Below are 13,727 nucleotides of genomic sequence, written 5' to 3'. Positions count from 1 at the left end.
GGGTCAAGCATGTGAACGATGACCTAGGGCCGTCGTTCGGGTACCGCGGTGAACTACTTGACGAGCTTGCCGGACCACACGGCCGCAGCGGCCTTGTAGATCGCGGCGGTCTCGCCGTCGAAGATCGCCGAGGTGATGGTGTCGTACCGCTTGTTGTCGTCGGTGTCCACGATGAGGCTGGTGACACCGTTGACGTAGCCGAGACGCTTGGCGTTGCTGTACTTGTACAGCCAGGGGCCACCGTCGTAGCCGGCGGTCACCGGGCAGCGCAGGCTCTGGTGCTCCTCGACCTTCTTGGCCGGGACCTGCAGAACCTTGGAAGCGGTCTTGCCGTAGCACCACTTCGGCGTGACACCGGTGTAGGGCTTGTTCCCGTCCGGGTGCGGGCCCGCCGGGTAACCGAAGGTGCGGACGACCGTGCCACCGGGCTGGTTCCACGTCACACCCTGGCCGCCGACCATGTCACCGAGACGGCCGACGTCCTTGAGGGCGGCGGCGGTGTCCACGACGAAGAAGTCGGTGCGGTAGTACTTCGTCTCCGAGCCGGGCTTGTACCAGGCCTGGACGTAGTAGTGGGTGATGGTGGCCGTCTCGCGGTCCAGCTTGACGGTGCCGGGGTACTCGCGCGGGTTCCGCTTGGCCTTCTCGGCGTACTCGAAGCCCTCACGGTAGGTCACCTGCTCGACGATGGGCTCGCCGAACTTGTAACCGTTGCCCTTGCCGACCCGGGCAGCCTTGTAGGTGGCCTCGGAGACCTCGACCTTGGCAACCTCGGCACCCGGGTAGTCCGGGCTGGTGAGCTGGTCACGCGTGCCGTGCTTGCGGCTGTAGAGGTCGGTGGTCTTCGGGTCGAGCTTGCCCTTCTTGAACTCGTCCTCGGAGACTTCGACTTCCTTGGTGAACTTCTCACCGGTGGCCGCGTCGTACTCCGCCTTGGTGACCTGCTTGGTGGAGACGGCGTTGGGGCCGCCCACACCGTTGTACACGGTCACGAACGCGTAGTCGCGGTCGAAGTCCTCGTAGACGTCGAGGTCGTAGTGCGTGAACGCCTGCTTGCCGATGTAGATGCCGTAAGGCGTCTTGCCCTGGTAGTAGCCGGGGACGAACGCCCAGCGGCTCACGACCTCGTTGTTGGCAGCCATGTCGTAGACGCAGTGCCCGGCCGTGGCGACCAGGTTGCGGTACTGCGACTGGATGGACGTGCCGGAGCAGTAGTACAGCTTGCCGTCGCGACCCTCGAAGAAGACCTTGCCGATGGTCTTCGGCAGGTTCACGTTCTGGGTCTTGACCGCGACCTTCTTCTCCTCGCCGATCGGCACAGCCGAGCCCGGCTTGGTGTCGGCGGAGTAGCCACCGCCGCTCTTGATCTTCTTGACCTCGAGCGAGTCGGGGTTGAAGGCGACGGCCTGCTTCAGAGCGGCGTTGTTGGACTTGGTCCAGAAGTCGAGGACCTCAGCAGCCTGAGCCTCGGTCTTGGCCAGAGCGTCGGTCGCGACGTCGCCCTGGGCCTGAGCAGTGCCGGCCAGACCAGCAGCCAGCAGACCGGTGGCCAGAATGGCGCCACCGGCGGGGAGGAGGATGCGCTTCAAGGTAACTCCTTGGGCTGTCGTGGAACGCTTCTTGCGTCCCATGCGTCAGTAAAGGGATAGCCAGAAGATACAGGCGTGATCTTGGGGTGCGGTAGCCACTTTGGAAGGAAAACAGGGGGCTTGTCGGCCGTGATCGTTCTGTGATGTTTAGATCGCCTATCGCCAGGACTTGTCCGGTGTGCCTGACGCGCCCGTTTTCCCTGATCAACATAAGCGTGTTGTTAAAGTGACTACTGAGGGCAGCGAGTCGTCGATCAGACCCTCTCGGCATCGATGTGACGCACATCACACCCCTCGGATGGCACCGTACGCGCGTCCGATGCGTCAAAACGGTCCGCACTTTCCCCGGGAACGCCGAAGGGCCCGGCGATGCCGGGCCCTTGACGAGTGACGCGGGGTCGATCGGGTCAGCCCGATCGGGGTGCGTTACTTAGAGGATCTTGCCAGACCACACGTTCGAGGCGGCCTTGTAGATCGCCGCGGTCTCGCCGTCGAAGTACGGCGAGGAGATGTAGTCGACGCGACCGTTGGCGTCCTGGTCGTTGAAGGTGCTGGTGACACCGTTCACGTAGCCGAGACGCTTGCTGTTGCTGTAGTTGACCAGCCACGGACCACCGTCGGCGCCCTCGGTCATCGAGCACTTGAGGGCGATGTGCTCCTCGATCTTCTTGGCGGCGGAACCGACAAGCTTCTTCGAGGTCTTCCCGTAGCACCACTTGGGCGTGATGCCGGTGAAGTTCTTGTTGCCGTCGGGGTGCGCGGCGGCCGGGTAGCCGAACACGCGGACGTACTTGCCGGTGGGCTGGTTCCAGGCGACACCCTGACCGCCGACGTTGTCACCGAGGCGGCCGGCGTCCTTCGCGAAGCCCTCGATGATGTAGAAGACGGTCTTGTAGAACTTGGTGTCGGAGCCCGGCTTGTACCACTGCTGCACGAAGAAGTGCGTGATGGTCCAGTTGCCGCGGGCGTCCTGCTTGATGGTCGCCGGGTACTTCTCGGCGTTCTCGGCCTGGGCCTTCTTGTAGGCAGCGGCCTGCGCGTCGGTCACGATCTCCGTGACGGGCTCGCCGAACTTGTAGCCGTTGCCCTTGCCGAGCCGCGCGGCCTTGTACTTGGCCTCGGAGACCTCGATCTTGGCGACCTGGGCACCGGGGTAGTCGGGGCCGGTCGGCTCCGCCTGCGAGCCACGCTTGACCCAGCACGCCGTGGTGGAGGTCGGGTCCAGCTTGCACTTGCGGAACTCGTCGCGGGTGATCTCGACGTCCTTGGCGTCCTTGACGCCCTGGTACTTGTCGAACTCGGCCTTCGAGACCTGCTTGGCCGTGCCGCCACCCAGCTGGATGCCGTTGTACACGGTCACGAACGCGTAGTCGCGGTCGTAGTCCTCGTACACGTCGAAGTCGTAGTGCGTGAACGCCTGCTTACCGACGTAGATGCCCCACGGCGTCTTGCCCTGGTAGTAGCCCGGGACGAAGACCCACTTGGACATGACGTCCGTGTTGCCGGCCGTGTCGTAGACACAGTGGGCCGCGGTGGACACCAGGTTGCGGTACTTGGACTGGATGGAAGTGGCGGAGCACCACTTCTTCTCGCCCTTGCTGTTGACGAAGAAGACCTTGCCGATGGTCTTCGGCAGGTTCACGTTCTGAACCTTGACCGTGGTCTTCTTCTCCTGGCCGATCGGCGAGGCCGAGCCCGGCTTGGTGTCGGCGCTGTAGCCGCCCTTGCTCTGGAGCTTGGCGACGTCGTTCTTGTCCCAGACGTTGGACTCGGTCGCGGCCTTGAGGGCCGCACCGTTGCTCTCGGCCCAGTACTGGGCGATGGCCTTGGCGTCGGCCGCGCTCTTCGCCATCGGGTCGGTGGCGACGTCTCCGGCGGCCTGAGCGGTGCCGGCGAGGCCGGCAGCCAGAAGGCCGGTAGCCAGGAGGGCGCCACCGGCGGGGATGAGGATGCGCTTCAAGGGAACTGCTCCTTGGTCTGTCGTGAGACGCATGTTGCGTCCCATGCGTCAGTAAAGGGATAGCAAGGAACATAGCGCGGTGATCTTTGCAGGTGGAAGCCGGTTTGCCCGGTTCGGTAGGCACCCTTACCGCCGTGACCTTTCCGTGACCAGTCAGTGATCTTAGCGGTGGGTGATCAAGGGGTCACGTTTTCGCTGGGTATCGCGGGGTTCCGTAAGGCTCCGGTAAAGACGGATTAAACGGACATCACGCTGCGTGGCCGGATGTATGTGAGGTAGATCACAGGAACCAAAACGGGCTCCAACTCCGTCTAACTCCGCCCCCGGGCCGGATGATCTTGAGAATCGGCGTCCGGAACGGGGTTCTCGACCCTTCCCGGCCTTCCTGCGCCCAAACCGGCGGGCCCCCGGGAACGCGAAAAAGGGCCCGGCCGAAGCCGGGCCCCTCCGTGAAGCGGGGTGTTACTTGTACAGCTCGCCGTTCGAGCCGACGATCTTGCCGGACCACACGTTCTTGGCCGCGTTGTAGATCGACGCCGTCTCCCCGTCGAAGTACGGCGAGGTGATGTAGTCGATGCGGTCGTTGCCGTCCTGGTCGGCGAACGTGCTGGTCACGCCGTTGACGTAGCCCAGCCGCTTGCTGTTGCTGTAGTTGCTCAGCCAAGGGCCGCCGTCGAAGCCGGGCGTGACCGCGCACTTGAGGCCCACGTGCTCCTCGATCTTGAGCCACGAAGCGCCCACGGCCTTGCCGGTCGTCGCGCCGTAGCAGTGCTTCGGCGTCACACCGCTGTAGGGACGGTTGCCGTCCGGGTGCGGGCCGGCCGGGTAGCCGAACGCGCGCACGGTCTTGCCCGTGGCCTGGTTCCAGGCCACGCCCTGGCCGCCGACGACGTCGCCCAGGCGGCCCGCGTCCTTCGACAGCAGGATGTAGTAGCGGCCGCCCCAGCCGCGCTTCGGGCCGCTGAACCGCTCGAAGTCCTTGCGGTCCACCTGCTTGACGCCCTCGAAGGCGATGCCGTTGAAGACCGTGACGAACGCGTAGTCGCGGTCGTAGTCCTCGTAGACGTCGAAGTCGGTGTGGGTGAAGGCCTGCTTGCCCACGTAGATGCCGAACGGCGCCTTGCCCTCGTAGTAGCCGGGCACGAACACCCAGTTGCTCATCGTGTCCTTGTTGCTGTCCGTGTCGTACACGCAGTGGGCGGCCGTGGCGACCAGGTTGCGGTAGTTGGACTGCACGGACGTGGCCGAGCACCAGCGGAACTTGCCGGACCCGTCCACGAAGAACACCTTGCCGACCGTCTTGGGCAGGTTGACGTTCTGCGCGCGGCCGATGGGCTTCTTGTCCTCGCCGATGGGCGCGGCGGAACCGGGGTTGCCGTCCGCGGTGTAGCCGCCCTTGGAGACGACCTTCCTGACCTCCTTGGCGTCCCAGTCGTACGCCTTGGCGGCGCGGAGCGCGGCGCCGTTGGAGGCCAGCCAGAACGAGGCGACCGAGGCGGCCTGCGACGTGTTGCGGGCCATGGGGTCGGTGGCGATGTCGGCTCGGGCCTGCGCGGTGCCGGTGAGGCCGGCGGCCAGGAGGCCGGTGGCCAGGACGACGCCACCGGTCGGTAGGAGGATTCGCTTCAAGGTAACTCCAGGCTTTGCCTTGTGCTGCCGGGGTTCCGTACATCCCTCGGTGCAGCAGACGGACAGCCGGGAACCTATCGGTCTGACTTGGCGGCTGTGAATTTCACGAAGATCATGTCAGGGGCCGCCGGGGCGGCCGTGATCTTTTCGAGATCACGTCTTCCCTGATCATCGTGGCCGTTGCCACGCTCCGTGTAAGTTACGTCACATTTGGGGGAGTTGTGACCCCCGCCGCGTGCCGGTAGACCTCGCCGGCGGCGAGTGTGAAGTTGGGTGAGGAGACGGCGTCGTAGCCGCCCTTCGCGTCCCGGTTCCAGGTGAGGCTGTTGATCCCGTTCAGCGAACCGAGGCCCTGCGCGGCCTGGTAGTCGATCAGCCAGGGGCCGCCGCTGGCGCCCGCGGTGAAGTTGCACGGCTCGACCTGCACGCCGTACTGGAGGTCGAGGCTCGGGGCGACGGTCCAGCGGGTGCCGCCCGCGCACGACATCAGCCTGCGCCCGTCGAAGGGCCGCGTGCCGTCGGGCTGCGGGCCGGCCGGGTAGCCGAAGGCGGTGACGCGGTTGCCCACGCCCTTGGCGACGGCCAGGCCCTGGCCGCCGACGTTGTCCTGGAGGCGGCCGACGTCCTGCATGACGAGCTTGCCGCCCTTGGAGGCCCAGGTGAAACCGCGGTGCACGGTCACGAACGCGTAGTCGTAGTCGTAGTCGCCCCGGCCGCGCCAGTGTTCGTGCATGCTGACGGCCGCGCCGACGTAGATGCCGTCGGGCGTCTCCCCGTTGGGGCCGGGATTCGGGACGAAGATCCAGGAGTCGGCGGGCTTGAGCTGGCGGGCGTCGTAGGCGCAGTGCGCGGCGGTGGCGACGACGCTGCGGTTCTTGGCGGCCACCGCGCTGGCCGAGCACCAGTACTCCTTGGCTCCGAACCGGAAGTACACCTTGCCCATGGTCCGGGCGGTCGTGCCCTTCGCCGGCAGCTCCGGCGTCACGCTGAGCGGGACCTTGACCTTCTTGGCCGGGGTGAGCTGTTCGCTGGGCACGGTGGTCGCGCCCGCGCCCGTGGAGGACTGCGACCCCGGCGTCGCCGGGCTGTAGCTGTCGGCCTTCTTGAGGATGTCCGGCTTCCAGGACTCGGCGACCTTCTGAACGTCCGCGGCGGTCTTGGCGAGCGACACCGAGTAGACCCAGCTTTCGGTCCGCGCCGACGCCGTCCCCCCGAACGCGGGCAGCGCGAGCAGCGCGCTGAGCGCGGCGGCTGCCAGTCGCCGGACCGGGGGGATCATGGAAATGCCTTTCCTTGGGGTGTAAGGATGGATTTTTCCAGATCAACTGACTGTATTGCAGCTCGGATAGAGATTCGTTATCTGATCAAGAGTGACTTGTGTCGCATAAGGATGGTGTCAAGTAGACCATCCGGATAGGTGAGGCTCCTCCCACGTGTCGGTCGTTGCCGCAGCTCAGAGGCCACGGCAGGCTGCGAGCATGCGTCGACTTCTCTGTCTCGCCGTGCTTTCCTGTACGGCATTCGCCGCCACGCCAGCCGTGGCCGAGACTCACTCTCGTGACACGGACCGGAAGGTTTTCGTGATCATTGTTGGCGACAAGGGCGCCGTCTTGTCGTGCCGGCAGCGCTCGCCCAAGCCCGCGTGCGTCGCCCTCGAAAGGGCCGGCGGCGACCCCGCCCGGCTGCCCTCGCGGACCGACGCGGTCTGCACGATGGAGTACAACCCGGTGCGGGTCTCGGCGCTCGGCGTATGGGCGGGCCGCCCGGTCCGCTACGAGCGCACCTTCTCCAACAACTGCCAGATGCAGGCGGCGATGGGGCCGGTCTCCCAGTTCTGACCCGCGCCACTCCAGGAACAACGGGGACCTCGGCCGCCGGCCGGGGTCCCCTCCGCTTCTCGCGGGCGGGCGCGTGACGGGCGGGTGCACCGCATCGCCGTCTGTGGGGGACGGTCGAGCAAACCTGTCCAAGCGAACCGAATCACGTTCTGCTTTCATGGCGGCATGGACCCACGCACGCCCTGCCTTGTCGGCGCGGCGCAGTTGACCGTCCGCGAGCAGCCCGGTCCCGAGCCGCTGGACCTGTGGGAGGCGGTCGCGCGGGCCGCGGCCGACGACGCCCGGCTGCCGCCCGGGCGGCTCGGCTCGATCCAGGTGGTCCACACCGACTCCTGGCAGTACGACGACCCGCCCGGCCGCCTGGCCGAACGGCTCGGCGCGACGCCCGGGCACCGCGCGTACTCCAAGGTCAGCGGCACGGCGCCCCAACTGCTCATCGGCGAGGCCGCCGCGCGGATCGCCGCGGGCGGGCTCGACTGCGCCCTCGTCGTGGGCGCAGAGGCGCTCGCCACCCGACGCGCGTACCGGAAGGCGGGCGAGCGCGTGCCGTGGAGTCACCCGGCGGTCCCCAAGCCGCCCTACGGATGGGAGCGCCCGCCGCATCCCGCCGAGCTGGCGCACGAGCTGTTCCTGCCGGTCCACACGTACCCGATCATGGAGACGGCCCGGCGGGCGGCCCTCGGCTGGACCGTCGAGGAGGAGATGGCCGACCGGGGCCGGATGATGGCGCCCATGACCGAGGTGGCCGCCGCCAACCCGTACGCCTGGCGCCGCACCCCACGCACCCCGGCGGAACTGGCGGGCGGCCGGTTCGTCGGCTGGCCGTACACGCGCGACACCGTGGCCGTGCTGGAGGTGGATCAGGCCGCCGCGGTCGTCCTGGTCAGCGCCGAGCTGGCCGACCGGCTGGGTGTCCCCGAGGAGCGGCGGATCCACCTGCGCGGCTGGGCGTACGCCGAGGACACCTGGGAGGTGGCCGCGCGGCCCGCGCTCGGTTCGTCACAGGCGATCGCGCGGGCGGCGGAGGCGGCCTTCGCCCGGGCCGGGCTCGGGCTCGGCGACATGCGGGCCCTCGACGTGTACAGCTGCTTCGCCGTCGCCCTGCGGCAGGCGTGCGACGCGATCGGGCTCGACCCGTCCGACCCGCGCGGGCTCACGGTGACCGGCGGGCTGCCGTACGCGGGCGGCCCGGCCAGCGACTACGTCCTCCACTCGACCGCCGCCATGGCCGGGCTGCTGCGGGCCCGGGGCGGCCACGGCCTGGTCACCTCGGTCGGCATGCACCTGACCAAGCACGCCTACGCGATCTGGTCCACCGAGCCGGGAGGCGCGCTCGGCGACGGCCGCCCGGTCTTCACCGCCGACCCGGTCAAGATCGTCGATGTGTACGACGGGCCGGCGGTCGTCGCCGGCTACACCGTGGCGCACGGACGCGACGGGGCGGCCGAGCGGGGCATCCTCGTCGTGGACCTGCCCGGTGGCGGCCGGGCGCACGCGCTCGTCCACGATCCGGGCCTGATCGCGGAGGCGGAGGCGCGCGAACTGGTCGGCGAGACGGTGCGCCTGGCCTCCGACGGCCGGATGAACACCGCCACCTGGTGACGGCGGCCCCACGGTGACGGCGGCCCCATGGTGACGGCGGACTGACGGTGACGGCGGCCCCATGGTGACGGCGGACTGACGGTGACGGCGGCCACCTGATCGTGTCGCCCGCCTGCCGGCCAGGCCCTCGCGGCAGGCGGGGGAAGGTCAATGTGGCGATCAGGTGAATGCGCCGTACCCCGTCCCTGGACTGGACTGGGACGGAAGGCGAGAGCCCGCACGACACGAGGACCGCCGTGGCCGATCAGTTCGACGTCATCGAGGCCGGCCAGTCCAGCCGCCGCCGGCGCTGGACCGGCGTCGCGGTGCTCGCGGCGCTCCTCGCCATCCCCGTCGCCGGCCTGCTCGCCGGCCGTGACCCCGCGCCGGAGCCCCGCGACGCCGGGCACGAGGTGAGCCCCTCCGCCGCTCCCATGACCACGACGAAGGCCGCGCCCAACATCCTGTTCGCCAAGCCGAAGACCAAGGGCGGCGACGAGGTCATCCGGGTCGTCTTCCCCGACGGCACCCCCGCCGAGGTCCGCTATCCGGCGCGGCTCGGGCTCGCCGCCCTCGGGTCGCGGCCGTTCCAGGGCGCCTGGGTGGACGGCCAGTACCGCCGCATGTCCGCGCCGTACGGCGGCGAGGCCGAGGTGTCGAGAGGCGGCAGGCCCCTCCGCAACCTCACGCCCGACGTCGAGCTGTGGCCGCGCCAGCCCGGCAGCGGCTCGTACGGGCAGGTGCTGCTGTTCTCGTTCGGCGACTGGCGGCTCGCGATGTACGACCGGCCCGAGGGGCTCACCTTCGAGCAGCGCATGGCCGCGGCCGGGCACATCAGGGGCAGGATCACCAAGGGCGGCTACCTGGTGCTGACGGCCACGGCCCCGGTCCGCCTGGCCCGGCCGGGTGAGACCGTGCTGGGCGACCCGGTCGGGCCGCAGCTGTGGTTCGGCGGCGTGGCCGGCGACGTCGTGGGACTCATCCCGGTGCCGGACTGCGACGAGGTGTCGCCGGCGCCCATGATGATCGACCGCCGTGGCCGGCCGGCCCGCACCGCCTGTCGCGGCGGGGTGCAGATCGCCGCCTCCGGCGCGCCCGCGTTCGTCGAGCGGGCGGTCAAGGAGATCCGGATCACGCTGAAGTAGGGTGCGGCCATGTTCGCCGTTACCGCCACACAGACCGATCCCGACAATCCTCTGGCCGGGCTGACGCTCGGCGAGCGGCCGGAGCCCGCGACCCCGGACGGCTGGACCACCGTCACCGTGCGGGCCGCCGCGCTCAACCACCATGACCTGTGGACGCTCAAGGGTGTCGGTATTCGCCAGGACCGGCTGCCGATCGTGCTCGGCTGCGACGCGGCCGGTGTCGACGAGGACGGCAACGAGGTCATCGTCCACGCGGTGATCGGCGCGGGCGCCGACGAGACGCTCGACCCGAAGCGCTCGCTGCTGTCGGAGGTCCACGACGGCACCTTCGCCGAGCGTGTCGCCGTGCCGCGCCGCAACCTCGTGCCGAAGCCGGCGGCGCTCAGCTTCGAACAGGCCGCGTGCCTGCCGACGGCCTGGCTGACCGCCTACCGGATGCTGTTCGACAAGGCGGAGCTCCAGCCGGGCTCGACGGTGCTCGTCCAGGGTGCCGGTGGCGGCGTCGCGACGGCGCTGATCGCGCTCGGCCGGGCCGGGGGTTACCGCGTCTGGGCCACCAGCCGTTCGGCGGACAAGCGGGAGCGGGCCCGTGAGCTGGGAGCGGATCAGGTCTTCGAGACGGGCGCGCGGCTGCCCGAGCGGGTGGACGCGGTGATGGAGACCGTCGGCCAGGCCACCTGGGACCATTCGCTCAAGTCGCTCAAGCCGGGCGGCCGGATCGTGGTGTCGGGCGCGACCAGCGGCGCGGCGCCGCCGGCCGACCTCAACCGCGTCTTCTTCCTCCAGCTCGCGGTGGTGGGCTCCACCATGGGCACCCGTGACCAGCTCGGCCGCCTGGCGGTCTTCCTGGAGCAGACGGGGGTCCGTCCGGTCATCGACCGGACGCTGCCGCTGGCCGAGGCCCGTGACGGGTTCGCCGCGCTGGCCGAGGGCGACGTGTTCGGCAAGATCGTCTTCACGCCCTGACGCGTCCCTCCCCGATAGGCGTCACGGCCTGACGCGTCCCTCCCCGCGAGAGGCTTCACGGGCTGACGTCCCCGTCCGTGAAGGCCTTCGCGGCCTGAGGCAAGCCCCTGTTCGAGGGGTACGAAAGGGGAGAAGGCCCCCTTTCGACCGGGAGGCGTCGCCATGACCGTCGAACCCCTCGGGCCGGGCTCGCTGCACTGGGAGACCGCGGGCGAGTACCGCAACCTCCTCGGTGGCGGCAGCGCGCTGGTCCTGCAGACCATGCACCCCGCCGTCGGCGCGGCCGTGGCGCGCCACTCCGCCTTCCGCGACGACCCGTGGGGCCGGCTCGTCCGCACCCTCACCTCCGCCCAGACCTGGGTGTACGGGGGAGAGGCCGGTCCCGCCGAGGGGGCCCGGCTGCGCGAGCTGCACCGGCGCTTCGCCGGCGTGGACGAGCGGGGCCGCCCCTACCACGCGCTGAGCGGGGAGGCGTGGGCGTGGGTCCATCTGTCGCTGTTCGAGCGGTACGTCACGCTCAACCGCCTCTTCGGCGTGCCGTACGGCCCGGACGGCGAGCGCAGGCTGTACGCGGAGACGCGGCGGATCGGCGCCATCCTGCGAGTGCCCGAGCGGGAGATGCCCGGGGACATCGAGGCGTTCTGGCGGTACTTCGACGGCGTGGTGGCCGGGCGGCTGGAGGCGCATCCGACGGCGTTCGAGGTGCTCGCCATGCTGCGTTCGACGCCGCCACCTCCGGGACTACCCTCGCCGCTGCGTCACCTGTGGCTCCCGGTGGGCATCGGGTGGGGGGAGTTCGCCTGGTTCGTCACGGTCGGGACGTTGCCGCCGGCCGTACGGGAGAGGCTGGGGCTGCGCTGGTCGGTGCGCGACGAGCGGCGGCTGCGTCACCTCGGCCGGGCGGTGGCCGCGATCACGCCGCGGCTGCCGGAGCGGCTGCGCTACATGCCGCTCGCCTGCCGCGCCCGCCGCGCCGCCCGCCACGCCTGACCCCACCATCAAAGCCGCGCCCGCTCCGCTCCCGATCGTCAGTGGAGCGTGTCGCGGATGCGGCCGGACGCCTCGTCGAGCGTCGCCCGCACCCGTTCCAGGCGCCCGCGGTCCAGCTTGCCCCCGGACGCCTGCTCGCGCACCTGGGCCACGAAGTCGGCCAGCATGCCGCCCAGCTCGGCGTCGAGGTCGGCCCGCGAGCCCGGCGCGCCGCCCAGCGAGGACCACACCTCGGCCCAGATGCGGCGCCACTCGCCCGTCAGCCGCTGGCTCTCGCCCTGCCAGTGCTCGGCGTGCTCCATCCACTGCCGCTTCTGCTCCCGCTTGAGCCGCTGGAGGTCGGCCTTCTGCCGCTCGCGCGTGCGCCGGATGTCCTCGGCGGATCCCACGCGCACGTCCTTGGCCATCCTGGTCAGCTCCTCGCGCAGCGACTTCACCGTGTCGCGCACGTCCTCCTTGACCTCCCGTGCGATGTCGCGCACGGAGGCGGAGATCTCCTGCTCCAGGTCGTCGAGCTCGTCGAGGCGGGCGTTCAGCTCCTCGCGGCCCTTGTCGGTGATCGAGAACACCTTCTTGCCGTCGACCACCTCGTGCGTGACCAGCCCCTCCTCCTCCAGGCGGGCCAGGCGCGGGTAGATGGTGCCGGGGGAGGGCGAGTAGACACCGAGGAAACGGTCCTGGAGCAGCCGGATCACCTCGTAGCCGTGGCGCGGGCTCTCGTCCAGCAGCTTCAGCAGGTACAGCCGCAGGCGGCCGTGACCGAAGACAGGGCTCATTCCTTCTCCCCCTTGAGCAGCGCGACCTCGCCGGAGACCGTCGTCGCCGACAGCGAGGCCATGCCGCCACCGAGCCGTCCCGACATCGACTTCGCGCCGGGCCGACTCTCGTCGGACAGTTTCTCGAACGTGCTGACCGTCCGGCCGGAGGTGGACCGGATCGTCACGTCCGCCTCCACGTCCTCGGGCAGCCTGACCAGGATGTCACCCGAGACGCTGGTGAGCGTCACGTGACCCGTGGGCCGCAGCTCCAGGTCGGCCGTGATGCGCCCTGACACGCTGTTGGCGCGCAGCCGGCGCGGCACCCCGTGGGCGACGGTCAGGTCGCCGGAGACGCTGTTGAACGACAGGTCGCCGGACATGGCCCGGCTCTCGACGCTGCCGGAGACGGTGCCGGCGCTCACCTCACCGCTCACGCCGTCGAGCACGACGTCGCCGGAGACGCTCTTGACCGAGGTGAGGTTCTCGAACCCGGCGATCACCGCCGAGGCGTTGACCACGCCCGCCTTGACCTGGCAGTCCTTCGGCACGGTCAGCGTGGCGACGGTGCGCCGCAGCTTGTTGCGGATCAAGTTGAGCATGCCGTCCCAGGTGAGGTCCTTGTAGGCGACGGACAGCTCGCCGGCCTCCTCGTCGTACGTCACGATCAGTGGCGCACCGGCGATCTCGGTGATCTCCAGGACGGGCGGGCCGTCGCTGGCGAGCACGGCGAGCCGGCCCCCTACGATCCGCACGTCGAGCGCCTTCACCGGCCCGAACGTCAGCTGTCCCGGGTCGTCGATCGTCCACTGTTGCATGGTCCCCACCCTTCCTCGCGGCACGCTCTTCCCATGAGACACGATATGTCGCGTCTCACGGAATCTCAAGATGTATCGCGTTTAAGGGGCGGATGGACCCCGCCGTCACTCGTCCTCGTCGTCGAGGCGCGCCAGCCAGGTGGCCAGCCGCTCGATCGGGATCTCGAACTCGGGGTTGAGGTCCACGAACTCCCGCAGCCGCTCACCCAGCCAGAGGACGCTGACCTCCTCCTCGCCGCGCCTGTCGACGAGCTCCTCGATCCCCCGGTCGGTGAAGTACATCGTGCTCCGTTTCATCTTCGTGCTGCCGGGACAGCCCAACTTTAGTAAGCCCGCCGCCCCGCTCCGGCCGGTGCCCGGGAACGGGAAACCCCCGCCGGCGCGCGCCGGCGGGGGGTTGGGGTGAGGCCCAAGAGCCGAAGATCGGGGAGTGCATCTAGTGGAACACAGATCGGA

The 13,727-nt window shown here is 69.4% G+C and carries 12 protein-coding genes; 5 read left to right on the top strand and 7 right to left on the bottom strand.

What is annotated here, in order from left to right:
* Positions 1-53: 53 nt before the first annotated feature.
* The 4 genes from AB0H81_RS13475 to AB0H81_RS13460 form a co-directional block, all read right to left on the bottom strand.
* The gene (locus AB0H81_RS13475) at positions 54-1,589 is read right to left on the bottom strand and encodes a hypothetical protein (protein ID WP_358373514.1); all 1,536 of its coding nucleotides are present in this window, start codon (positions 1,587-1,589) and stop codon (positions 54-56) included.
* A gap of 430 nt (positions 1,590-2,019) precedes the next feature.
* Positions 2,020-3,549 (bottom strand): hypothetical protein, encoded by a 1,530-nt coding sequence (locus AB0H81_RS13470; protein ID WP_358373511.1) that lies wholly within the window; start codon positions 3,547-3,549, stop codon positions 2,020-2,022.
* 462 nt (positions 3,550-4,011) lie between these two features.
* Positions 4,012-5,178, bottom strand: a complete 1,167-nt coding sequence (locus tag AB0H81_RS13465) for a hypothetical protein (RefSeq protein ID WP_358373510.1) — start codon at positions 5,176-5,178, stop codon at positions 4,012-4,014.
* Positions 5,179-5,377: 199 nt separating this feature from the next.
* On the bottom strand, positions 5,378-6,457 hold the full coding sequence (locus AB0H81_RS13460; RefSeq protein ID WP_358373507.1) for a trypsin-like serine protease: 1,080 nt from the start codon (positions 6,455-6,457) through the stop codon (positions 5,378-5,380).
* Positions 6,458-6,758: 301 nt separating this feature from the next.
* Between AB0H81_RS13460 and AB0H81_RS13455 the strand changes: the two genes are divergently transcribed.
* The 5 genes from AB0H81_RS13455 to AB0H81_RS13435 all read left to right on the top strand — a co-directional run bounded on the left by AB0H81_RS13455 (position 6,759) and on the right by AB0H81_RS13435 (position 11,698).
* Positions 6,759-7,016 (top strand): SSI family serine proteinase inhibitor, encoded by a 258-nt coding sequence (locus AB0H81_RS13455; protein WP_358373505.1) that lies wholly within the window; start codon positions 6,759-6,761, stop codon positions 7,014-7,016.
* A gap of 165 nt (positions 7,017-7,181) precedes the next feature.
* Complete coding sequence (locus AB0H81_RS13450; RefSeq protein WP_358373503.1) at positions 7,182-8,618, top strand: acetyl-CoA synthetase; 1,437 nt, start codon at positions 7,182-7,184, stop codon at positions 8,616-8,618.
* 236 nt (positions 8,619-8,854) lie between these two features.
* Positions 8,855-9,742 carry a hypothetical protein gene (locus AB0H81_RS13445; RefSeq protein ID WP_358373500.1) on the top strand — a complete coding sequence of 296 codons (888 nt, stop codon included), beginning with the start codon at positions 8,855-8,857 and terminating at the stop codon, positions 9,740-9,742.
* Positions 9,743-9,751: 9 nt separating this feature from the next.
* The gene (locus AB0H81_RS13440; RefSeq protein ID WP_358373498.1) at positions 9,752-10,708 is read left to right on the top strand and encodes a zinc-binding dehydrogenase; all 957 of its coding nucleotides are present in this window, start codon (positions 9,752-9,754) and stop codon (positions 10,706-10,708) included.
* A gap of 162 nt (positions 10,709-10,870) precedes the next feature.
* Positions 10,871-11,698: an oxygenase MpaB family protein gene (locus AB0H81_RS13435; RefSeq protein WP_358373495.1), complete on the top strand. Its 828-nt coding sequence runs from the start codon at positions 10,871-10,873 to the stop codon at positions 11,696-11,698.
* Positions 11,699-11,736: 38 nt separating this feature from the next.
* On the opposite strand, the gene AB0H81_RS13430 is transcribed toward AB0H81_RS13435, so the two are convergent.
* The 3 genes from AB0H81_RS13430 to AB0H81_RS13420 form a co-directional block, all read right to left on the bottom strand.
* On the bottom strand, positions 11,737-12,474 hold the full coding sequence (locus AB0H81_RS13430) for a PadR family transcriptional regulator (protein ID WP_358373493.1): 738 nt from the start codon (positions 12,472-12,474) through the stop codon (positions 11,737-11,739).
* Positions 12,471-13,271: a DUF4097 family beta strand repeat-containing protein gene (locus tag AB0H81_RS13425; protein ID WP_358373490.1), complete on the bottom strand. Its 801-nt coding sequence runs from the start codon at positions 13,269-13,271 to the stop codon at positions 12,471-12,473. The genes AB0H81_RS13430 and AB0H81_RS13425 overlap by 4 nt, the downstream gene beginning before the upstream one ends.
* Before the next feature lie 105 nt (positions 13,272-13,376).
* Positions 13,377-13,553: a DUF6104 family protein gene (locus AB0H81_RS13420; protein ID WP_358373642.1), complete on the bottom strand. Its 177-nt coding sequence runs from the start codon at positions 13,551-13,553 to the stop codon at positions 13,377-13,379.
* Positions 13,554-13,727: the final 174 nt, after the last annotated feature.

Source organism: Nonomuraea sp. NPDC050691, assembly GCF_040654455.1.
Taxonomy (GTDB): domain Bacteria; phylum Actinomycetota; class Actinomycetes; order Streptosporangiales; family Streptosporangiaceae; genus Nonomuraea.
The sequence above is the reverse complement of the archived record's forward strand: the minus strand, read 5'-3'. Positions and strand labels throughout refer to the sequence as shown.

Coding starts and splice junctions, on each gene's coding strand:
- AB0H81_RS13440 (WP_358373498.1), top strand. CDS start 9,752: ATGTTCGCCGTTACCGCCACACAGACCGATCCCGACAATCCTCTGGCC.
- AB0H81_RS13430 (WP_358373493.1), bottom strand. CDS start 12,474: ATGAGCCCTGTCTTCGGTCACGGCCGCCTGCGGCTGTACCTGCTGAAG.
- AB0H81_RS13420 (WP_358373642.1), bottom strand. CDS start 13,553: ATGTACTTCACCGACCGGGGGATCGAGGAGCTCGTCGACAGGCGCGGC.
- AB0H81_RS13435 (WP_358373495.1), top strand. CDS start 10,871: ATGACCGTCGAACCCCTCGGGCCGGGCTCGCTGCACTGGGAGACCGCG.
- AB0H81_RS13425 (WP_358373490.1), bottom strand. CDS start 13,271: ATGCAACAGTGGACGATCGACGACCCGGGACAGCTGACGTTCGGGCCG.
- AB0H81_RS13450 (WP_358373503.1), top strand. CDS start 7,182: ATGGACCCACGCACGCCCTGCCTTGTCGGCGCGGCGCAGTTGACCGTC.
- AB0H81_RS13460 (WP_358373507.1), bottom strand. CDS start 6,457: ATGATCCCCCCGGTCCGGCGACTGGCAGCCGCCGCGCTCAGCGCGCTG.